Source organism: Paenibacillus sp. GXUN7292, from assembly GCF_050864975.1.
GTDB lineage: Bacteria > Bacillota > Bacilli > Paenibacillales > Paenibacillaceae > Pristimantibacillus.
This window is the reverse complement of record NZ_JBOZWO010000002.1, coordinates 334,387-357,158: the sequence shown is the minus strand read 5'-3', so window position 1 is coordinate 357,158 and position 22,772 is coordinate 334,387. Positions and strand designations below refer to the sequence as shown.

Here is a 22,772-nt window from a genome sequence, read left to right as displayed (position 1 = left end):
TTTGCAAGCTAATTCTTAAAAAATAAGATAGTCGCTTTTATAATTAATATTTAGCACAATGACATGCTCATAAATAAAAAAAATCAAGTATAGTGCAATCAGCAAAAAATACATTAACAGATGATCCTTCTTTCGAAAGACAGGAACAAGCCAGCCGATTAACAGCAATTGATACAAATTAAAATAAATAGATAGCCGCGCAAAAATCCAATTCTGAGAAGAAATGATCATGATTACCGTTCCAAGAATGGATAAATTAACAACGATATCACTATAGGGGCATATTTCCTTCAGCTTCTCCCGTCCCATATATGCTACAACTAATGGTGCAGCTGTTACGAGTACTCTTATAAAATTCGCTCCGCCTTCTTTGAAGCTATTATAATAGCCATATTGTGTGTCTTCTATCGCTTTGAAAAACAGCTCCGAAAAGTAGTTGTATCCGAGTACGATCCCAATCGCCAGCAATAGCATCAAAAACGTAGAGCTCTTCCAGGCCTCGCGTCTTACGATGAAATAGACGGGAATCATAACTAACGCGCTTTGATGAAATAAAGAAGCAAATACGGTTATTAACATATATAGCTTCCAATTTCCTGCGAACAATGCTTTGGTTGCTGCAAATACGATCGAAGCCGCCAAATATTGCCGCATGCCGTTCATAGAAACTAAAAAGGCGCCTGAAGCAATATAAATAAATATGCTCATTTCAAACAAACGGGAATATTGGTAAAGCGTTATGACAATTAGTACATTCGTAATTAAAGCTGTTGCAAATAGTAAAATTTGAGGATCATCGGACAATTGCTTAAGCAGCATTTGAAACAATCTGAAGCCGCGGTCACTTTGATCCGCAAGCGCAGCCCAGCTAAAATCTCCCACTTTATAAGCATGCTTGTAAAAGTAAGTATCGCCAATATTGCTTCGCAGTCCGGATACAACTACTAAGGTAGCGGCTACAGCTGCGGCCATGATTTTATTCGGCTGTACATTGGTCGAACCGTTAAATACTGGAACAGAAAAGTATCTTGCCATAGCGGCAAAAGCAAATACGATCGCTAAATTAACCCACAGAATAGTCATTCGCTTTTCCTTTCAATTGCTTGCTGTGTAGCTTTAACCGAATGTAGCCGTGAAGGAGTATACCGGGAAGGATAGCAGCAGCAACGAGCCAAGGATGGCTAAGCTCCTTCCAGATTTGCTTCGAACCAGCAAACATGCTGCTGGAGACATAATGAACAGCCTGACGATATTTGAAGCCCATGCTGGCGCTTGGAAGCTTCATCAATGCTTGACGATAGAAGGAAAAACCTTTTGGATGAGCAGCATATTGCTTAAACATATTGAGTGACGACCCATCCGGCAAATAATCTACAATGCACAGCACTTCATTAAGCATAAGCAGTTTATAATGCTGATCAAGCATGTAGTATTTATAGGCCAGGCCGACATATCTCTCTCCTTCGAACAGAGGATAAGGGTATTGGCGCGTCAGCTCTGTACGATAAACAAGCTTCTTGTCACCTGACACGCCGTGCTTATAGTACAAATCAAATAAAGAGGAGCTCTGCAGCTGCTCAGGCAATAAGGAGCCAATTACCGTACCATTTACATAGGCGTCTAAACCTACAAAGCCTGCAACAGCTGAGCTTTTATTGTTCGTCCAGAAGTTCACTATTTTATCGACTGCATCTTCAGGCAAATAGTCATCGGAATCTATGCACATATTCAATTCGGTCGTAATAAGCTCATAGGCCGTATTATGAGCTCCATGCATCCCTTGATTGCTTTGATAAACGTAGCGGATAGTAAGCCTTCCCTCTGCGATCCATTCATCAACGAGCTGCTTCGTGTTGTCGCTGGAGCCATCATCAATAATTAACCATTCAAAGCTTTCATTCGTTTGTCTAAGCAAACTATCATATAATTGAAGCAGAATATAAGCTCGGTTATACGTGGGCGTAAATATCGTTAACAGCTTCATTCTTCACCTCGTTATTTGACATATAAAACTGCTCCAGAACCTTTGCTGAATTTGTAATATTGTAATTTGACTTTTGGAGTTTATTTGTCATATTTTTGCGGTCATAGGGATGATCGACATTCAATATAGCTTGCGTAAAAGCATTAATCGTCTCAATAGGCTGGAAAGACATCAGGCCCAATTGCAAATCCGACTCATTGCTTACTCGATCTGAAACGATGCATGGCAAGCCTGCTGCTTGAGCTTCTATTAAAGTGACTGGCAAGCCTTCAAAAAAAGAAGGAAAGATGAGAACATCGAATGCTTGCATAAGCTCATCGACATTATTCCTGACACCAAGCAAAGAGATGCTGTCCGACAAGCCGTTGCTCCTAATCCACTGCTCGACCTCGGATCGAAGCGGTCCATCACCTACTAACAACATCTTGCTATCCGGCCTATGCCGAAGCACCTCCTTCATAAGCTCCAGCATAAATGCATGGTTTTTAACAGGTACGAAGCGTCCTACGTGGCCGATGACGAACTGCTCCTCCTTTAAGTTAAGCTCTTTTCTTGTCTGACATCTTATGCTTTCCGAATAGCTAAACGGCTCCAGCTCCACTCCATTGGGTAGAATCAACGCTTGCTTTGCTTGCTGGCGGAATAACCAATTAGCCGCCTCCTTGGAGCAGGCAAAGTAATGGGACGCTGACGACATTATTCGAGTACCTGCCAGCCATTTGTATAATCGATTCACAAAGCCGCCCTCACTAGCCGAGCTATGACTATGTGCTATTCTCGTCGGGATACCTGACTTGCGGGCCGCATGTAGTACGAATCCGCTCATTTTATCCATATGGGCATGAACAATGGAATAATCGTGATGCTGGCTGAAGAACTTTTTCAAAGCTTGCAAATAGCCAAAATGACCCGCTTCACTTACATAGGGAATGCGATAAATACGCCCACCCAACGATCGGATTTCATTATCGAACACGCCTTCCTTGCATGTCAGAAAATCGAATTGCAGCTTCGTCCGATCCATTTGCCGATACAAATTCATAATTAGTGTTTCTGCACCGCCGCGATTCATATTAACGACGGCATGTAAAATTCTTATCGGGTTGCTCATTGTGATTGCTTCAATCCTTCCATCTTCTTACTCATTAAAGGAATATATAAGGAATGCAGCTCACGCTTCACATTAGACAAGCTGTACTGCTCCACCAGCTTCAAGCTGCGATTGCCCATGCGTTGCCGGATACTTGCTGATCGATACAATTGCTCCAATGCTTCCGCCATAGAAGCTGCTGTTTTCACGATATAGCCGTTTATCCCATCCCGGACAAGCTCCGAATGGCCACGATTAGGAGTGGCTACAACAGGCAGTCCACAAGCCATCGCTTCCAGAATATTGACTGGCAGCCCTTCGCGCAAACTAGAAGCCACTGCTATGTCACACATCGGCAGCAGCTCCTTAATATCGTTGCGAAATCCGAGGAAATGTACTTTGGCCGCTATTCCAAGCTTTGCGGCAAGCTGCCGGCATGCCTCGAGCTGAGGCCCTTCTCCAGCTAACAGCAATCTTGCTTGGGGCACTTTGGGCAGTAAATTTGTCAGCATATGAAGCAGAAGCTGTTGATTTTTGTTTTTGTTAAATTCACCTGCGTAAAATAATAAAAATTGATCGTCATTGAAATGCTGCTTATTCCGTATGCTGGATTTGTTTATATAGCTGATAGGCCGGTATGATTCCAAATCTATTCCAACCCCATGAACATGGGCGATTTGTTTAGCTTTAAAGCTTTTGACAATGGCCAGCTTATGATCCTCGTAATTAATCGTAATTAAACAATCTGTATAACGAGAAAGCAGCTTCTCAATAGGGTAATAAATAAGCCAATGGGCAAGCGGAGCGCCCTTGCAGAAATGAAAGCCGTGAGCGGTGTAGAGCAGCTTCGTTCCCCTTTTTCGTGCTTTTCTGGCCGCAAGACGTGCTAATACGCCTCCCATTGGGGTATGACAATGGATGATTTCATAGGAATTGCGATCTATCAAGTCCCTAAGCTCGCGGTAAGCTTTAATATTATTGCGGCTGAGCGGAGAGCGCTCAATCGATATCGCGAACTTTTGATCAACAAAAGGGAGGTCCATATCGCCTTTTGCAGCGATATGAACCTCCCAGCCCTGCTCCTTGAACCACTTCATGATGGGCAAATGAAATGCTTTGAAATGATAGTCCACGGTAGCGCAAAATAGTATTTTTTTGTTCATAACCGCGCCATTTCCCTATCCATTACTTGCGATAAATATTGCAGCAGATCATGCTTTAATTCTTCACGCTGCATTGCAAACTCGATCGTCGTTTGGATGAAGCCCATCTTCTCTCCAACATCATGGCGAACGCCCTCAAATTCAAAGGCATACACAGCTTCAATTTCATTTAATGCTGCAATTGCATCGGTCAGCTGGATTTCGCCTCCAGTCCCAGGCTGCTGATTTCCAAGTACTTCGAAGATGGAAGGGTTCAAAATATATCTTCCCATAATGGCCATATTGGAGGGAGCCTCTTCCCTCGCAGGCTTCTCAATTAAATGTCTGACTCGATGGAATGCCTCTTCCATTTTTGTTCCATTAACGATGCCATACCGCGATACCTCTTCATCCGGCACTCTTTTCACACCGATAATCGAGGTATGGTATTGCTCATACTTCTCAATCATTTGTTTGATGCAAGGCTTCTTAGATGCGATAATATCATCACCAAGAAGCACCGCAAAGGGCTCATTGCCGATAAACTTTCTTGCACACCAAATCGCATGTCCAAGACCTTTAGGCTCCTTCTGCCTGATATAATGAATATCAACCATATCGGATGACTTGCGCACCTCATGCAGCAGCTCGAATTTATTATTAGAGGTAAGTGCATGCTCCAATTCCATTGAATTGTCAAAGTGGTCCTCAATTGCACGTTTCCCTTTGCCTGTCACGATTATTATATCTTCGATTCCCGATTCGATCGCTTCTTCTACAATATATTGAATCGTTGGTTTATCAACAATGGGCAGCATTTCCTTAGGCATTGCTTTGGTCGCGGGCAAAAACCTTGTGCCTAATCCAGCTGCCGGAATAATAGCTTTTCTAACCTTCATTAAATACGATCCACCCTTCTACTATTATCCAAATGCTGATACTAAGCTTGGTTGTTTAATTTCGTGATTAGCGATCGCTAACAACTGTATTCGCAGCTCTGACTTGCTCATCCGTGAAAATTGATGAATGAGTCTTTCTATTTCATCCATATGTATTTCTGAAGGTGTTCCTATATAAATTTTGGGATATACCTGCTGATCCATACGCTCACCATCCTTGAGCATTTCTTCATATAGCTTCTCACCAGGGCGAATACCTGTATATTTAATCCCAATTTCATCCACGGTATAGCCAGACATGCGGATAACATTTTGTGCCAAATCTTTAATTTTTACGGGTTCACCCATATCCAAAACGAATATTTCCCCTCCTCTTGCCAACGCACCAGCTTGAATAACAAGACAGGAGGCTTCAGGAATAGTCATGAAATAACGTTCCATATCAGGATGGGTAACCGTAATCGGACCACCCTTTTCAATTTGCTTCTTGAATAAGGGTATGACACTCCCTCTGCTGCCAAGCACATTTCCAAATCGGACTGCTACAAACTTAGTAGTGCTGCCGCGATCCATATGCTGAATGATCATTTCCGCAGCCCGTTTCGTCGCGCCCATGACACTTGTCGGGTTAACCGCTTTATCTGTCGATATCATAACGAAGGTTTGCACATGATTCGCGCTCGCTGCTTTAGCTGCATTCAGAGTGCCCAGCACATTGTTTTTGAAAGCTTCTTCCGGGTTTCTTTCCATTAAAGGAACATGTTTATGCGCAGCAGCGTGATAAACAACATGCGGCTTATGAAGCTCCATTACACTTAACATTTTTTCAGCGTCCTGCAAATCTGCAATTTCTGTAATGATCTCAATATGGGTATGTCCGAAAAGCTCCCTCAGTTCCATCTCAATAGAATAAATGCTATTCTCGCCATGACCTAATAATATTAATTTTTCAGGAAGAAACCTTGCTACTTGTCGACAAACCTCGGACCCAATAGAACCGCCGGCCCCTGTGACCAGGACAACCTTTTGTGTCACATAGCCCGAGATGCTGTCGATATCAAGCTCTACAGGCTCGCGGCCTAATAGATCCTCTACCTGCATATCGCGGAAATGACTGACGGAAACTTTGCCTGAAGCTAAATCCTCCAGCTTCGGAATCGTTTTTGTAACGGTATTCGTTTTAGCACATTCAGTAAATATCGTTGCCAGCTGTTTTTTGCTTAGAGAAGGAATTGCAATGACAATATTGTCAATTTTTTGCTGCTTGGCAACTTCAGCAATTTGCGACACTCCTCCTAATACTGGAACGCCCATAATGTCCAAATGATGTTTATGTATGTCATCATCGATGAATGCTACCAGTTTCAATTCTGACTGCTGATTGTTAAGCAGTTGCCTAGCCAGCATCGTACCTGCCGAGCCTGCACCTACAATAAGTGTTCGTTTGCTAGGCTGGCTGGTATTATGCTCAACGCCTTGTGCCATTCTCCAAACTACCCTCGAACCTCCAATGAGCATCAAGCTAAGGAGCCAGGTAATAAGCAGCAATTGAACAGGCAGCTGGCCCCAGACGATCCATTCAATAACGCCGAGAACAACGATCGAGGCAGTTACTGATTTTGTGATTGTCATAAATTCATGAATACTGGCATATTCCCATACTTTTTTATATAGCTTGTAATAACCAAACAACAAATAATGACAAATCAAGAGCATGACAAAGCTCGACCACAGTACTGCAGGCGGGCTGGACAAAGTAGTATAAAGTAATAAGTAACTTCCTAATACAGCTAACAAAATAATAAAAGCGTCCGCTAGCATAAATAAAATAACCCGAAGTTGATAATTCAAGCTATCCACCCTTTCAAATGTATTGAACGATTAAAACGTTTGATTATAAGGCTTTTTAAAAAAACCGTATAATAAAAAGCTTTAATCAAGGACTTTTTTATATTTCAAGGATAAATAAATGGGCATTCAACCCACCCTCACGCCACACTTTTGACGACTCGCGTCTAAGGTCTGTACTGACCCACAGCATGGCCGAGTGCCTCCATTGATAACGGCTAGGAGACATTGCCGGTCGTTATAACGAACACAAGAAGCATGCAGGAACGACCCTGTCGTCCTTCACTGGGGACGCACGGTTTCTTAGAATTAAAAAAAAGCGCCTGATAATCAACCGCTTTTATTGTTCAAAATAACACCTAAAACATTCGCACTTGCAAACAGCAAAGCACTTTGTACCTTTAAGGCTTGCTCTTGATTGGACTTTCCGTTCTTTAACAGCATGATCACACCATCACATAAACTCGCCAGCGATAGCGTGTCTGACAATCCAAGCACAGGAGGAGTATCGATAAGCACTCTATCATAATGGCTAGATGCAAATTTTATGAGATCTCGCATAGCTGCAGAATCGAATAAATCTGTCGAATTCAATAAGCGCTGACCGCTGGGCAAAATATGCATGCCTTCTATATCCGTACGGTAAATCGTATCACTTGGACTTAATTGCTGGCTCAGTACATTCGACAATCCCGGAGAAGCCTTAATATTAAAAGCTTTATGAAGAACAGGATTGCGCAGATTAGCGTCAATAATAAGAACTCTTTCGCCTCTTTGAGCCATACAAATAGCTAAATTTATCGTCGCTGTCGTCCTGCCGTCACCCTTGGCTGGAGAAGCAATCAGCAATGTTTTGACTTCACTGCCCTTAGATGCGTATAAAATGTTGTTTCGAATCATCCGGTACTGCTCTGATATTTCACAATAAGGATTAAAATACGATAATAGACTTTTTCCGACTATCGATTTATCCGATTTAATTCTTTCACGAACCAACTGTCTCCCCCCGAACTAGTATACTTTTCTGCTTCTTTGTGTTCTTCGAAAAATCTTTACGTTTAATTTTGGATACATGACCCAATACGTTTAATTGCAAAAGCTCTTCTATTTCGTTTTCAGTCCGTATGGTATCATCTAAAGTATCCAGCAAAAATGTCAAACCAACACTTAATGCCAGACCTAGCAGGAAAGCCGCATAAATCATAGTGTTGCTTTTCGTATTAATCGAGGTTGGATTTGGCTCTGCATCAGACAAAACCCTTACATTCGAAATGCCCAGCGTTTCTTTGCCCACTGTTTTGTACAGCTCTACACTTTTATTCGCAATATTGGCAGCTGTCTGCGGGTTGGAGTCAATAACCGATAGCAGAACAATCAACGATCCATCAACATTATCTACTTTAATTTGACCTCTTAGCTGGGAAGCGGAACGCTCCAATGACAATTGCTCTATTACTTGATTTAACAAAATAGGTTCCTTGAACAGCACTTTCGCCGTATTCATCATCTCTGTACTGGTATTAATAATGATTCGAGTGGAGGATACATAAGCCGGCGGCTCAGGGCGAGCATTGTATATTCCGCCTAGAATCGTACAGAGAGTCGTGATCAATACGATCAGCCATAACCGTTTTTTTAATTTAAGAATGATTTGCTTCAAATCAATTTCACGTGAAGGTTTCCTGCCTTTAGACGTATGTAACTCTGAAACAATTTCTGATTCCTTTAGTATCATTTTCACACCTGCTTTGTTTTTTATAACGAACGATAAGTCAATATTAGTTCATTATATAGAACATGTCAATGTATTTATACGCAATTTTCTAGATTCATTCGTTGTCAATTTGCAGAATGATTATTTTTGATGTTTTCTGCTTGCCGCTTCTGCTTGCATCGGCCTTCATATACTCTTCCTTCCATCTGCTCGAACGAACAATTTCCTTTAATGCTTTGAAATCCCCTTTACTCATGCCTTCATCAACAGCCTCTTTAATCATAGAATGCCATTCTTCATCAAGAACACTATTTATAGAAGCGTTAAGTGAAAGATCACGATCCAGTAAATATTCAATATCACTATCCAAATGATAGGCAATTTTGGCCAGCACCTGTAAAGAGGGGTTGTTCTGTACGTTTCTTTCGATGTAGCTTAAATAAGATTTTGAAACGCCTGCTAAATCCGCTAATTTTGTTATTGAGTATCCTTTTTTCTCCCTTAGTAATTTAATGCGTTCCCCGATCATAGCAATCTCCTTCGCCAGATTGAATACTTATCTTCTACAATACCTCTATTGTAGTTCTTTATAACGAACACGTCAATATGTTTTATCGTTCCTGCAACGAACAGGTTCAAGGTGAAAACTTATCCTTTTCTTTTTATAAAAAAAAGCTTTAGTCACTGCGGACTAAAGCTTCCATTTCTAATACGCCTTCGCTATTTCCAGCTTTTGTGTCTTGCCGTCACCGCCTGTGAAGTACAAATGAACACCATGATCCTGATCGTCCATAAAATAAGAGACATACTTTGGCTCATGCTTTTTCATTGGCACCAGCAGCGCGGCAATTCGGTGACTTGCCGCCTTCGGCGCAGCAGCATGCAAATGCCACTGTGGATCCAGTCCTTCAATCTCCCCAGCTTCGACATCCGTAAAATTCTGATGCTGGCTTAAGCTTACTTCGCCAGATGAGCAGTAAACAAAACGCACATCCATATCAGCTTTGTTGCCGCACACTTTAAACGAGGATGCAGACAGCTCCATTTGATGCTGCGTATGCAGCAGCCATTCAACTTTCGCTGGCTGCTGCAAATCTACCGAGTCAACGACAACAATATAACTATCATTGAAAAAGTAGATCTCGCGCTTGTAATTGCTAAGGTAAGGCACATGCTCCAAATAAGCCGCTGTGGCGTTTAAACGGCAGTAGCTGTATGCAGCCTCTGAGCGGACCTCCTCAACAACGCCAAACGCTTCTTTGCATAACACTTTATTTGTGCCGGCATATTGGCCAAGTCCATCGATCAAAAGACCGTTTACCGACCTTGTTTGTCTGCGCCAGTTCGTATGCATCGTGCTTCCAAAAGCTATATAATAGCCGCTTTCTATCGCAAGCGGCTCGCCGAATGCATGCAGCAGAAATGCATTCTGATCGCCATGGCTGTGGCTGATCGAGCCATAACCGCTGCTTTTGGCCAGCAGCATAATATGTTCGCTAGGGTCATCCATGTTTTTGTGCATGGCAACCCAGCCAATATCGCGGAACCATTTGACCTTCTCAATCGTCCCGCTATCTGGCAGCACCGATTCTACTTCTGAATAATCGTGCCTGTATACAAGCTCATCAAATCGGAAATCCCACCAGCCGTAATTGTAAAACTTCGTATCCGCATCTTTATCGTTCTTTTTCGTCTGCTCATAATACCATTGATAAAGCCCATTACCTGTAATTCCGGCAAATTGCCGCATATTGAAGCCTGTTTTCAGGCTAGGCGGCTCACCGAGAGTAGATTGGTCGCCAAAGCTGGCGCGGACCGTGTCCGGACTGTTGCAATACAAGGGGAAATCGCCAGTCTTTTGAAAAAATGGCCGCTGAAAAAAATCGATGCCGCAATAATTCTTTATTAAATTGATCGCATCAATAACAAAAGCCATTCCTGTCGTCCAATACATCGGCCCCTCGGCCCAGCCTCCATCAGCGCCTCCCCATGGCGTGTACAGGCATGAGTAATACTCTAATGTATAATCAAGCCAGTCCTGCACAGCCGGCGCTTCGCCGCGCAATGCAATACAGGCAGGCACAAGCACGGACGACAAGGAGCGGACGGCATGGCTGTCAAACGGTACCTGGTGAATCTGTGACCGGACGATGACATGATCGGCTACCTGCTTTGTCCTAGCGAGTAAAGATTCGCGAACGGCAAGGCGCTCCTCTTCTGTCAAATAATCAAATAGCCAATCATAGCCCCAAGCCAGTGCCCCCGCGATCCGGAAGGCCGCCTCGTCATTATAGTCTCTTGATGTTGTGCCGCCGGTATCCCAGGCTGCCGCATGCAGCAGCCAAAGCTTTGCCTTTTCAATTAGATCTGTATCCTGCAGCACAACCCCGGCTATGCTCATATGCCGGATCGCATACAGCATTTCCTGGCAGTCCATGTACATTTGGCGCCATAGTTTCGCTACGCGTTTGTTGTTCGGGTACCTTGCAGGCTCTGCGATTAACTCTTTTTTTGTCCAAGGCAGCACGGAACGCTCCATAAATTCATCCCAGCCGCAATATGCAGCATCTCGCCTCACCTGCTCGCGCAGCCTTTCTACTCCAGCTTGATCCAGCCATAGCCGCGGATGCTCATCCACAGCCGACTGATAGCGTGCTGACCGTTGCGGCAGCGGCGTTTCAGGCAAACCTGCATCTACACAAAAACTTCGGATCACGCTCCAATTTGCAGCCTGCAGGCCATCTGCCTCAAGCGTATATCTCCAATAGTATCGCCCCGGCTCCAAAGGAGCTTCGGGCGTATACAGATTGTACGGAATCGCTTGAATTGTTCTTGTTGTCTCCGGCTCAAACTGCTCAGTCGCAGCTATTTGCAATCTGTAGCTTGCCTCACCTTGCTGTGCAGGCATCCATGTAAAGCGAGGCGGGTTTTCAATGATGATCGTGTGCTCATTTGGTTCGTATTGAACCGACAATACACCGCTTTTGGGCTCAAAAAGCTTAAGTTTTGCGCTCACTTTGTCAGCTCCTTTATGCCTTCAACCGTGCAAACATATTGCATCGATTTGTTTTCATCTCCAACGACTAATGTCCTGTTATCCTTCGCCAACTCTATTGTACAAGGCTTTGATCCGCTCCGATAAACGGCTACGAAATCCGCCTGGTCATCCAAACATCTGGCCAGAAAGCCATTCATCGCAGCTGAAGGATCTACCGCAAGTCCCGGAGAAGTGATATGGAGCAGTCTTGCTTCAGCAGGCAGCAGCAGTGTGACAGACAGACTGCTTAATTGTTCGGGATCAAGATCTGAAGCATACTCTATTACAGTGCTTGCCGTTTTACTGGAGGAGGTAAAGTCGTATTTTTGTTCTGAATAGCTATGCACTGCTTTCACATAGTTGTATCCATCCGACTCTCCAAGGGTGAGCTCTGCAGAAATCGGCTGCCAGCTGTCAGACAAGCCCGCTACTTGCCCGCAAAAGTGAAAGGTCCAATCTATTATATTGTTATTTGATAACGCAACATTGTACCAATCAATAACCCAATCCTCCGTTAGAAGCACATGCCGACGCAGCCTTGCTCCTTCATAAGCTTCGCTTGCTTCGAGACTGATAGAAGCCTTTCCGTTCTCCGGCTGCTGATCACTGCTTGCTGCAAAATACGTGCAGCGGGCGGCGGACGGTTTCTGAGATTGGCCTCCAACGGTTACTGTATTATGGCTAACTGTGTGCGGATACCAATTTTTCTTAAGCTCAGAACCGTACGGAACAGTACCGGGATCAGGCGATACAGCAAATCTGCCATCATAAAGCATCAAATTCAGCTTATCAAAATGGCCATGATTACCGCCATGAGGGCCGAAATCAAGCAAACAAGCTAACGGATTGTCAGGATGCTGCAGCCGGGCAAAGCCGATTTCCTCCAGCTTCCAGGATATCATCTTCGACATCTGATGCTTCGATGGTCGTTCCGAACAGCCATACAATACGGCTTCCAGCAGAGCCGGGTTTCCATACTGCTCTTCTAATCCAGCAGCGCGCCCGGCTGCAGCCGCGCTTTCATAGGCGGCCTTAAGCAGCGGCAAATAGGAGGATTGACCGAAATGGGCATAGCCGATTTCCAAAACCTCTACTATTTCGCGTGTATAGGGCAAACGTTCATAAGGGCCGTCATGAAAGGCTGGCAGCTGCCCTTTTTCATCCGCAAGCAGAACTAGCACATGAAGCATTTTTTCCAGCGACTGACCATCCTTGCCCTGCAAAAAATAACCGTCAACGCCAAATCGGCCTAACATTTCGGCTGCTATCATATACGCGCGAAGCACGAATAAATGATAATAGACGCTGCCTTCGAACTCAAAGCCATCCCCGCGAATAGCGCAGCTTAAATGCTCATGCAAACCGCCTGGCCCATACACAAGCTTCTCCAGACTGTCTTTATTTTGCTCCGCTGCGTAAACACAGCATAAAGCAGCATTCAGCCACGCCGTGTAGTTATTTTCTACCTCTCCTCTTTCTACGGTTAAAATGTAATGGTATTGCTCCATACTGCTGCCAAGCATACGTAAAAACGGAACTATAACAGCACTGTCCTGTGCAAACGATACCCCATGATCCGACAGATTCAAATACGCCCTAATTAAAGTCGTTGCCCAGATCGCCTCAGTCAATGCCTGATGGAAGGCTCTTCCTTTAAGCATCCATGGTTTGGCATCCGGATGTATCGGATATATCGGAAATTGCTTCGCATATTGAACAATTAGCTGCCTTCCCCAATTACCGTACTTTGGATTTCTAGTAGAAGCGTATATTGCAGCTGCCTGCAGCGCATAGCGCGCCATCGCCTGATGCTTAAATACGAGCCATGCCCCTCTATAAGGCTCTCCGCTTAAAACACAGCCATGGGTGCAGTGAAAAACGTCGGCGTCAGCCTGCAACGGATCAAATAAAAGCTCGGTATGGTGCTCCGGGCAGACATATTGATGCCACCATCCGCCCGGCTGCAGCGGAACAGCCAAATTCCGCATTATTACCTGATCGAGCTCAAGCTGCAATTGTGCAATGGCTTCCTCATACGTGGCTGCCAGCTCTTCTTGAATAAATGTTTTCATCGCATGAACATTCCGCCGTTAATTTCAATCGTTTCGCCAGTCAAATAACTGCTCAGCTCAGAAACAAGAAACAAGGCTGATCCAGCTACATCCAGCGGCAAGCCTTCCCTGCCGAGTGGAATGCCCTTGATCGTCGCCTGCCTTGCAGCTTCCGGCGTAAAGGTGGAATGGAAGGCTGTCTCGCCAATAAAGCCCGGTGAAATAGCGTTTACTAGAATGCCGTCAGCCGCAACCTCTTTGGCAAGCCCTTTGGTATAGGCCATGACCGCAGCTTTGCTTGCAGCATAGATGGATGCACCTGCTCCGCCCCCATTATGGGCCGCAACGGAAGTTAAATTAACAATTCGGCCGCCTCCGCTGCGCTTCATGCCGGCAAGAACAGCTTTGCAAGCAAACACCGTGCTTTTAAAATTCACATCCATAACCTGTTCATAAAGCTGTTCAGTCATATCTGCATTATTAAGCCGACTAACCAAATGCCCGGCATTATTAATTAAAATTCCAACCGGACCTCCGAATGCTTGCTCCACCTCAGCAACCAGTCTTTCTACTTCTTCAACCTTAGTGACATCGGCACGGAACGCTTTGCCTTCTCCTCCGGCCGCTTCAATTTGCGCTACTGTCTCGTTAGCTCCTGCCTCGTTGTTTAGATAGTTAACAGCGACTTTAGCACCGCTTTTCGCCAGCATAATCGCAATTCCCTGTCCAATACCTCCGCTCGCACCCGTCACCAAAGCAATTTTACCATTCAATTGTATATTCATTTCCTATTCTCCTCTCTTGTTGTCTCTTGGCATAACTATCGTAATAGTTGATCCGCTGCCTTCCTTGCTATCCATTAAAATCCCGTATTCATCGCCATAAACCATCTGAATTCTGCGGTGCACATTCAAAATGCCGATCCCGCTTCGCCTCGCTTTCCACGGCTGAGCGTCATCGTCCGCCAATCTGTTCTCACGCAGCCGCTGCCGAAGCTTTTCAAGCCGCTTTTCAGATATGCCTGCACCATTATCGCTGACAGAAATAAAAAGCTTTTCCTCCTCATGCCAGGCGTTAATGCGAATATAATGATGCGGCTCAATGCCGCTTTCAAAAGCGTGCTGAAATACATTCTCGACAACCGGCTGTAAAGTAAGGCGCACCGTCCGCTCCAATAGCAAATCTGGCGCAATTAATACTTCCAGTTCAAACTCTCTGCCGATGCGATGCTTCAAAATAATCATATAATTACGTACATGATTGAGCTCATTGACGATTGTGCTTTCCTCCAAATTCGTCTGAACGGAGTAACGCAGCATAAATGCCATTGCCTCAACCATTTCGGATATATCGTCAGAATCCTGGACTATCGCATAGCAATTAATCGTTTCCAGCGTGTTGTACAAAAAGTGGGGATTAATTTGCAGCTGCAGCGCTTGGAATTCCGCCTTTTGCCGCTCCAGCTGAATATTTTGCAGCTCAAGCTGCGTTTGCTTCTCCTTTAATTCGGCATCATAAACACGTTCAATCATTTCAGAAAGCCGGCCGACCATCCGGTTATAGCTGTGCACTAGACCGCCAATCTCATCCTCGCGCGGCGCTACTTGAATTAGCTGCCAGTTTCCCCGCTCCGTTTCACGCATGCCGTTGCGCAATGTCCGAATAGGCCTGACTATCGAACGGCCAAATCGAACAGCCAGCACAAGAGCAATAATAAGCGTAATTACACCGACAAGTATTGTCGTGGAACGAATATTAGCGATAGGCACCCGCAACTCTGCAAGCGGCATCGTAATCGCCATGCTCCAGCCCGAATAGGCAGATTTTCGCGCAATAATCATCCGTTCGCTTCCAGCCACCTCGGCAATCATCCGCTCTTCATTGCCCTGCACAATGCGCTCGGGGATGTCCGTTTGCAGCAATGCGTTCATCGGTTTGGAATCAGGCGCATAGATAACCTCGCCCTCACTGTCGAGAATAAAGAAAAAGCCTTGCTCGCCCAAATCCATTTGCCGCCACAATTCCGTCAATTGCTGCTCATGAAATTCGATGGCCAAAATCCCCTTAACATCGTAAGAGGAATAGCCTCTTATTTTGCGTGCTACGGTAATGACCTTTTCTTTATCTTTCGGCAGAAGGCTTGTTCTCAGAATAGAGACAAACCCGCTTGGCTCTGTAATGCGCTCCAGCTCCTCCAGACGCTTGCTTGTATCCACACTGTGTGAGGAAAAGCCCTGGTTGCCGTCAAATATGGAACGTCCATGATAGCCCAATATATAAATCATATTGATTTGCGTCGGGTACGTAATATACATTTTGCTAAATATATTTTTTTGAATTTCGTTTGTATACCAGTAGTAGTCATAGCTGTCATCCGGATCCATATCCAAAAACCTTTTCACCTGCTTTTGCGATAAAATCGAATCGGATATGCGTTCGAATGTTTTTAGCTGATTATCCGTTTGGTTCGCAGCACTGTTAATGACCGTAGTAAAATATTTTTCGACCTGTGCATCAATGGCCCGCGAAGATTCCATATAGGAAAAAACGCCGACCATCGTAAGAGAAAGTAAAATAACGATGAAAAAATAGAGAAAGAGCTGCTTGGCCAAGCTTCGCTTCATTATTCAATCCCCAACAAAGCCCGGTACTCCGAAGGGGTGTAGCCCGTATTTTTTTTAAACGTTTTTGTAAAATGCGGATGATCCGAGTAGCCTACCTCGTAAGAAACATCCGTTATTTTATAATGAGGTATCGCAAGCGGCTTTTTCGCTTTCTCCATTCTTCTTCTAATGCGGTATTGTACAAAGGTTTCATCGGTCATCTGCTTGAACAACTGACTGAAATAGGACGGATTGAGTCCAAGCCGCTGTGCAGCATCCTCGAGAGTCAGCTCCCTGGACAGATTATTCTCGATATACAGCTTCACTTCCTCAACCGGGTCCTTGGCATTGCCCTTCCGCTTGTTTCGAATAAGCTGCAGCAGCTCTTCAAGCTGCTGCTCAAGCCATTCGAACGGATCGCCTTCTTTTGTCATCGATTGTTCAATAGATGGAGCAGCTGGAAATTGGTAAATATCTCTTTTGTTCAAGCTCCTTACGAGCTGAGCAAGCAGATCGTCGATGACCATTCGCAGCTGATCCGTAAATATCCCTTGTTTTGCACAATAGCTTTTCACATTACGCACCGCTTCACAAGCTGCTTCCTCATTCAAAATCCAAACTGCGTCCTCCAGCTCCTTTAGCCAGCGTTCCTGTTCAGCTATCGGAATAAATACAGCTTGCTGCTTGCTTTCCGAGCAGGCGATTAATTTATGAATAACATTGGCCATCCCGGTTTTTGTAACCGGCTTCAAAATATACTCTTTCACGCCGTAAGATACACACTTTTGCGCATATTCGAAATCGCTGTAGCCTGTAACTACGACTACTTCCGTTTGGAAATTGCTTTCTCGAATTTTGTGGCAGAGCTCCAGCCCATCCATGCGAGGCATCCTAATATCGGTAAATACGAAATCCGGTTTCATCCGCTTTATTTTTTCATAGGCTTCCGCCCCATTCTCAGCAGTTTCGGTCATCACCGCCGATGGAGACAGCTGCACAATCAGCTTTTCAAGCCCTTTACGTATGATCGGCTCATCATCTACTATTAAAAATCGATACATAGGACCACCTCGCTTTATAGGTTAGCTAGCTATTCATATGAATTTTCTTTATTATTGTATCTATCAGTCGCTTCTTTAATAATGGCATTTCCGCCTTTGGACAAATATTCCTCTAATGTTTTATCGAAGCTATCGATAGAATCCTTGCCATATACGATGCGCAGCACCGATTCCAAAATTAACGGCGGCATCTCGTCCGACTTCGGATTGAGATCCGGATTTTGGATCAAGGCTTCTAGACGTGGATCGAATTCAATTCCTCTTCTGCCTTCCTTGGCCAGCATATTGTCAAAAGCGTCGATCATTTGCAGGCCTGTCTCAGAAAGCGAAGATACACGTTTATTATAAGTCGTATCCTGAACCAGCCACAGCCAATAATTCAAATAGCGCATTTTGTCTGTGCCTTCTGTATCAGTCGGAACCTCAAATTTCGGCTCTCCATTAACCAGCTCGTAATCTTCTCCTTCAATCCCGAAGCTAAATAATAAATCAGCCTCGTCGCTTACCATCCAGTTGAAAAACTTTACAATATCGGCAGCTTTGTCCTTAGCATTCACGTTTATGAAGAAGGATCTTGTTACTGGATTGTAATGCGCATAACCGCCTTTGCCATCCGTGCCTGCTGGTGATGGAACTAAAGCTACTTCTGCTTCTGGCACGTTGTTTTTCAGCTGTGCTCCCCAAATCGGAAGCTCATTGGCATTCATCGACCACATGCCCGCTTTGCCGCTCGTTACATTGCTGCGGAAATCCGTGCTCTCAATCGTAGCGAACTCCTTGCTGATTAATCCTTCGTCATACATCGTTTTATAAACTTGGATCGCTTTTTTCATATTTTCGGTATCGAAGAAGCTTGGCTTAACTTGTCCGTCTGGAAACAGCTTAAACTGATTCAAATAGCCAAAAACATCGTAAGCTCCAAAAAATGTATCGGCATATTTAAAGTTTTGTCTGCCTGCAAACGGCTGCTCTACGCCGATTTCCTTAAATGCGCGCAGTACGTCAAGCGTTTCTTCTACCGTTGTCGGGATTTCCTTGTTAACCTTCTTCAGCAAATCTGTACGAATCCATGTCGCGCGGCGTGACGGATTGGATAGCACTTCCGGTATGCCGTAAATATTACCCGTCTTGGAATCCGTCATGCGATCCCAGGCCGCCTTCGGAATAAATTTCAACAAATCCTGCCCATGCTCCTGCAGCAAATCATTCAAAGGCAAAAACACACCGTTTTCTACTGAGCCGGCCAGCTCCGGGCCGCTTATTCCGCCGCTGCCTTGCACAACATCCGGAATATCATTAGTTGCAAACATCTGCACCATTTTTTCCTGATATTCATTGTGCGGGATTAAGCGGATATCCAGATCGGAATTCGTCATCTCCTCCAGCTTCTGCACGTATTTGTCTTTGTTAATATCAGGATGCTTCTCTACGTAGGCAACGTTCAGCGTACGCATCGATATTGAGAACTTTACGGGTTCCTTGTTGGCGCCAGGATCACTGCTTGTTCCATTTGCGCTGGCTTTTGGTGACTCACTAGGCTTATTTACAGGCGCTTTTTCTCCGCCGCAGCCTGCAGCCAAAGCAAGTGTAAGTAAAACGGCTCCTGCTCTTGCTACTATTTTTTTCATCCGTTCCCCTCATTTCAATTGTTTTTAGCTTGGTTAAAGCGTTTTCAAGCTTACCAACAGTATATTTTGAGCGATCACTGCGTCACAATGGACTGTGTTTGTATCGACTTGTCATTTTTTTAGGTACTAGGATTTAATGGATCCGATTAGCATGCCGCTAATAAAAAATCGCTGCAAAAAAGGATAGAGTATAATAATCGGCACTGTAGCGACCAGAATAACCGCCATCTGCACCCCTTGAACGGATTGCGAGGTTACCTCAAATGCCAAATTCCCGGTATCCGTAAGATCATCTGTAATAAGCAGCTCTCTTAGCTTAACCTGCAAAGGATACAAGCTGCGGTTATTAATATAGTATAATGCGTCCATGTATTTGTTCCAATTGGTTACGGAATAAAAAATTCCGACCGTAGCCAAAGCAGGCTTGGACAACGGCAGCACGATGCTCCATAACGTCCTTAATTCACTGCAGCCGTCGATTCGCGCGGCGTCGATAATTTCACTTGGCAGCTGGGCGAAAAAGGTGCGCAGCACGAACAAATTGAAAGCGCTGATCGCGGTTGGCACCATAAGCGCCCACAGTGTATTGGTAAGCCCCAGCTCCCGCATCAGAATAAATTGCGGAATAAGCGGCGCGCTAAAAATCATAGTGAGCAAAATAACGATTAACATCACTCTTCTGCCTACATATTCTTGGCGGGAAAGCGGATAGGCTAGCGTTGCTGTTGCCGCCAGATTGATGGCTGTACCTACCACTGTAATATAAACAGAAATAGCAAAAGCCCGCCAAATCGACTGATCATCAAATACATACTGATAATAATTCCATGTAAACTCTACCGGCCAAAACATAACCTCGCCGCGATCTATCGCTCCGCTGCCGCTGAAGGACTGCGCTATTACATTAAGAAATGGCAGAAACATCGTAAGCGACAATAAAGTTAAAAATAAATAATTTGTAATATGAAATAGTTTTCTGCTTAAACTATCACGTTTAACCAATGCTGTCACCCCTTTTCTAATACAAAGATTCTCCTGTTGCTTTTTTGCTCAGCGTATTTGCTACGAGAAGCAGGAACAAGCCTACTACCGATTTAAATACTCCTATTGCCGTAGCATAGCTGAATTGCAGCTGACGCAGGCCTGCTTTGTATATATAAGTGTCCAAAATTTCACTATTGCGAATGTTAAGCGGATTTTGGAACACAAACACTCTTTCGAAGCCGTAGTCAAGGAAGTCGCCGATTTTGAGCAAAAATAAAATCGTTACTACCGGCAGCAAGGCCGGCAATGTTATATTAAGCGTCTGCTTCCAGCGTCCTGCCCCGTCAATTTCAGCAGCTTCATATAGATCAGGATTTACGCTTGCGAGCGCAGCCAAATATATGATCGTTCCCCACCCGACATCGCGCCATAGACCCGAACCTACTAGAATGGTGCGGATATAGGATTCCTCGCCAAGAAAGTAAATTGGATCTATTCCGACCCAGCCCAGCATCACATTAAGTACGCCGGATTCTGGCGACAGTATGCCTACAAATATCCCGCTTACAATTACCCAGGATAAAAAGTGCGGAGCGTACATAATCGTTTGAACAATTTTTTTATAGAGCATCAATCTAACCTCGTTAAGAAGCAAGGCTAAAATAATGGGCGCTGTGAAAGCGAATACAATATCATAAATGCCGAGCAGCAGCGTATTTTTCAAAATATTAATAAAATCATAATGACTGAACATACGCTCGAAATGCTTCAAGCCCACCCATGGGCTGCCTGTCACACCATTAAATAAATTGAAATCCTGAAATGCTATAACCGATCCCATCAGCGGAACATATTTAAAAAGTAAAAAATATAAAATGCCCGGCAATGAGATCAAATAAAGCGCCTTGAATTTCCACATATACCCTAGCAGCTGTTTCCCGGTTAACGATTTTTTCTGCTTGTTGCTTGGGTTGCCTAGATTGCTTGCGTTACTTGCCATCGCTAACTCACCTCTTGTTCTTCAAATTGTCCGGCGCATTCTCATCAATTGGAATTTCATCAAATTCGATCTGAATATACCTCGCTTCCCTGTCAATAATCCGCGACAGCTCTCTTGTGAATACTTCTACGATTTCGTCCTTTTGCGCCTTCGTTCGGCCTTCATACATTCTTATCGATATTTGCGGCATCATCTGTCCTCCATTTTGAAAGTTTTATAACGTACTTTTATCCTAAAAGCTAGACCGTCTTCCAACAATGGAATCGCATTTTGCTACTTGTGTTTTTTTTAGGTACCCGTAATCGGGTCGCAGGAACACAATTGCCATAAATGCGCTGAATACGATCGCATTCATTCTGCAAGCCACAAAAAAAGCATCTCTGAAGGATGCCATGGATGTCGATCTTAATGGAAATGTATGCGAAGAAAACTAGACAAGTGCATATGGGGGACATATGGGGAGACATAAGGTCAACTACATGCATATTTGGCCGTTTTGAGGTGGTGCAGATGGGTGCAGACCGAATTTGTGTGAAATTTCGTATACATTTGTGATTTTTGGAAAATTTTTGCTGATTGTGTACGAAATATCGAACACATTCAGCCACATCGGACCATCAACGCCCAGTTTTGTATGAAATTTCATATACAATTGTACTTTTTGAGTCAATTCTGCTGATTGTGTATGATAATTCATATACAATTGTACCTTTTGGAACTTTTCTGCTGATTATATATGATATTTCATATACATTCTGCCACGTCGAGATTGCGGCAAGGTAGTTCTGTTCGAAACATAATCCCTTAGCACATACTTTATGTGCAGGCTCAAGTTGCTTTAAATTTTTCTCTCGTGAAAGCGATCCACTCCTGGGCTGCGCGAGACAAATAGCTATCCCTCTTCCAAGCGATCGCCAACTGCCAAGGAATAATTGGATCGATCAACGACACCGCTCGAACTTTATTAGAATCCAGTGAGCGGCAGATCGTATCCGGAAGCATCGTAATACCAAGGTCCGCCCCGACCATCTCACCGATAAAATCCCATTGCGTGCTTTCGTACACGATCCGCGGCTCAAATCCGGCTTTCCGGCATTCGCTTATTATGCGATCATGCAGGGCAAATCCGCTGCTAAACAAAATAAACTTTTCCTCAGCCAGAATTTTCAACGAAATCCGCGATTGTTTCGCGAGCGGATGCGACACAGGTACAATTACCTTCAAGCGATCATCGACGATTTGGAACGAATCGATAGCCTTTTCTTCAACAGGCAAAAGAATAACACCAACGTCCAGTGAACCGTTCTCGATATAATCCTTAATCATTCTCGCCCCTTCTTCAACCAAGGTGACGGAAATGCCAGGATAACGCTCTTGGAATGACTTGATCACACTCGGAAAGAAGTTCGTCCCCGCCATAGGCGGTATGCCGATGCGGATGCTTCCTCTGTTCAGATACGTCAGATCGTTAAGTTCCGCAGTTAATTGATCAACCATCTGAAGAATAGGTCCTGCATATCTCATGATAGTCTCACCCGCTTCTGTGAGTTTGAATTGATTCCCTTCACGAATGAACACCATTGTATTTAGCTCATTTTCCAAGTTTTTTATGGACTTGCTAATTGTCGGCTGTGTGACATTCAAAGCTTCAGCTGCCTTGGTGAAGCTATTCCATCGCATAATTTCCGATACTTGTTTAATTTGGTGAATATCCATACTAATGCAATGCCC

The 22,772-nt window shown here is 44.3% G+C and carries 19 protein-coding genes; all 19 read right to left on the bottom strand.

The features are described from left to right. Nucleotides 1-15: 15 nt before the first annotated feature. The 19 genes from ACRRU2_RS04250 to ACRRU2_RS04160 all read right to left on the bottom strand — a co-directional run bounded on the left by ACRRU2_RS04250 (nucleotide 16) and on the right by ACRRU2_RS04160 (nucleotide 22,757). A complete protein-coding gene (locus ACRRU2_RS04250) occupies nucleotides 16-1,083 on the bottom strand; it encodes an EpsG family protein (protein WP_432500059.1) in 1,068 nt (355 codons plus the stop codon). Next, the gene (locus ACRRU2_RS04245; protein WP_432500058.1) at nucleotides 1,064-1,984 is read right to left on the bottom strand and encodes a glycosyltransferase family 2 protein; all 921 of its coding nucleotides are present in this window, start codon (nucleotides 1,982-1,984) and stop codon (nucleotides 1,064-1,066) included. The genes ACRRU2_RS04250 and ACRRU2_RS04245 overlap by 20 nt, the downstream gene beginning before the upstream one ends. Beyond that, complete coding sequence (locus tag ACRRU2_RS04240; protein ID WP_432500057.1) at nucleotides 1,950-3,095, bottom strand: glycosyltransferase family 1 protein; 1,146 nt, start codon at nucleotides 3,093-3,095, stop codon at nucleotides 1,950-1,952. The genes ACRRU2_RS04245 and ACRRU2_RS04240 overlap by 35 nt, the downstream gene beginning before the upstream one ends. Next, nucleotides 3,092-4,237 carry a glycosyltransferase family 4 protein gene (locus tag ACRRU2_RS04235; RefSeq protein ID WP_331699437.1) on the bottom strand — a complete coding sequence of 382 codons (1,146 nt, stop codon included), beginning with the start codon at nucleotides 4,235-4,237 and terminating at the stop codon, nucleotides 3,092-3,094. Before ACRRU2_RS04235 ends, ACRRU2_RS04240 begins: the two co-directional genes overlap by 4 nt. Next, nucleotides 4,234-5,115 (bottom strand): UTP--glucose-1-phosphate uridylyltransferase GalU, encoded by an 882-nt coding sequence (gene galU / locus ACRRU2_RS04230; RefSeq protein WP_432500056.1) that lies wholly within the window; start codon nucleotides 5,113-5,115, stop codon nucleotides 4,234-4,236. The genes ACRRU2_RS04235 and galU overlap by 4 nt, the downstream gene beginning before the upstream one ends. Nucleotides 5,116-5,139: 24 nt before the next feature. Continuing rightward, nucleotides 5,140-6,966 carry a polysaccharide biosynthesis protein gene (locus tag ACRRU2_RS04225; protein ID WP_432500055.1) on the bottom strand — a complete coding sequence of 609 codons (1,827 nt, stop codon included), beginning with the start codon at nucleotides 6,964-6,966 and terminating at the stop codon, nucleotides 5,140-5,142. 327 nt (nucleotides 6,967-7,293) lie between these two features. After that, on the bottom strand, nucleotides 7,294-7,959 hold the full coding sequence (locus ACRRU2_RS04220; RefSeq protein WP_331699440.1) for a CpsD/CapB family tyrosine-protein kinase: 666 nt from the start codon (nucleotides 7,957-7,959) through the stop codon (nucleotides 7,294-7,296). Next, on the bottom strand, nucleotides 7,949-8,698 hold the full coding sequence (locus ACRRU2_RS04215) for a YveK family protein (RefSeq protein ID WP_331699441.1): 750 nt from the start codon (nucleotides 8,696-8,698) through the stop codon (nucleotides 7,949-7,951). The genes ACRRU2_RS04220 and ACRRU2_RS04215 overlap by 11 nt, the downstream gene beginning before the upstream one ends. A gap of 94 nt (nucleotides 8,699-8,792) precedes the next feature. Continuing rightward, a complete protein-coding gene (locus ACRRU2_RS04210) occupies nucleotides 8,793-9,206 on the bottom strand; it encodes a helix-turn-helix domain-containing protein (RefSeq protein ID WP_331699442.1) in 414 nt (137 codons plus the stop codon). Nucleotides 9,207-9,383: 177 nt separating this feature from the next. After that, nucleotides 9,384-11,693, bottom strand: coding sequence for a DUF4962 domain-containing protein (locus tag ACRRU2_RS04205; protein WP_432500053.1), 2,310 nt, complete (start codon nucleotides 11,691-11,693; stop codon nucleotides 9,384-9,386). Further along, nucleotides 11,690-13,786, bottom strand: coding sequence for a heparinase II/III domain-containing protein (locus ACRRU2_RS04200; protein ID WP_432500051.1), 2,097 nt, complete (start codon nucleotides 13,784-13,786; stop codon nucleotides 11,690-11,692). Before ACRRU2_RS04200 ends, ACRRU2_RS04205 begins: the two co-directional genes overlap by 4 nt. After that, a complete protein-coding gene (locus ACRRU2_RS04195) occupies nucleotides 13,783-14,550 on the bottom strand; it encodes an SDR family NAD(P)-dependent oxidoreductase (RefSeq protein WP_432500050.1) in 768 nt (255 codons plus the stop codon). Before ACRRU2_RS04195 ends, ACRRU2_RS04200 begins: the two co-directional genes overlap by 4 nt. Nucleotides 14,551-14,553: 3 nt before the next feature. Continuing rightward, complete coding sequence (locus ACRRU2_RS04190; RefSeq protein WP_331699447.1) at nucleotides 14,554-16,389, bottom strand: sensor histidine kinase; 1,836 nt, start codon at nucleotides 16,387-16,389, stop codon at nucleotides 14,554-14,556. Then, nucleotides 16,389-17,429 carry a response regulator transcription factor gene (locus ACRRU2_RS04185; protein ID WP_432500048.1) on the bottom strand — a complete coding sequence of 347 codons (1,041 nt, stop codon included), beginning with the start codon at nucleotides 17,427-17,429 and terminating at the stop codon, nucleotides 16,389-16,391. The genes ACRRU2_RS04190 and ACRRU2_RS04185 overlap by 1 nt, the downstream gene beginning before the upstream one ends. A gap of 29 nt (nucleotides 17,430-17,458) precedes the next feature. Further along, nucleotides 17,459-19,057, bottom strand: a complete 1,599-nt coding sequence (locus ACRRU2_RS04180; RefSeq protein ID WP_432500047.1) for an extracellular solute-binding protein — start codon at nucleotides 19,055-19,057, stop codon at nucleotides 17,459-17,461. A 126-nt stretch (nucleotides 19,058-19,183) separates the two neighbouring features. Continuing rightward, nucleotides 19,184-20,059, bottom strand: coding sequence for a carbohydrate ABC transporter permease (locus ACRRU2_RS04175; protein ID WP_432500046.1), 876 nt, complete (start codon nucleotides 20,057-20,059; stop codon nucleotides 19,184-19,186). A 16-nt stretch (nucleotides 20,060-20,075) separates the two neighbouring features. After that, nucleotides 20,076-21,041, bottom strand: a complete 966-nt coding sequence (locus tag ACRRU2_RS04170; protein ID WP_331699451.1) for an ABC transporter permease — start codon at nucleotides 21,039-21,041, stop codon at nucleotides 20,076-20,078. Between the two features lie 7 nt (nucleotides 21,042-21,048). Beyond that, on the bottom strand, nucleotides 21,049-21,234 hold the full coding sequence (locus ACRRU2_RS04165; protein ID WP_432500045.1) for a tautomerase family protein: 186 nt from the start codon (nucleotides 21,232-21,234) through the stop codon (nucleotides 21,049-21,051). 635 nt (nucleotides 21,235-21,869) lie between these two features. Next, a complete protein-coding gene (locus ACRRU2_RS04160) occupies nucleotides 21,870-22,757 on the bottom strand; it encodes a LysR family transcriptional regulator (protein WP_432500044.1) in 888 nt (295 codons plus the stop codon). Nucleotides 22,758-22,772 lie beyond the last annotated feature (15 nt).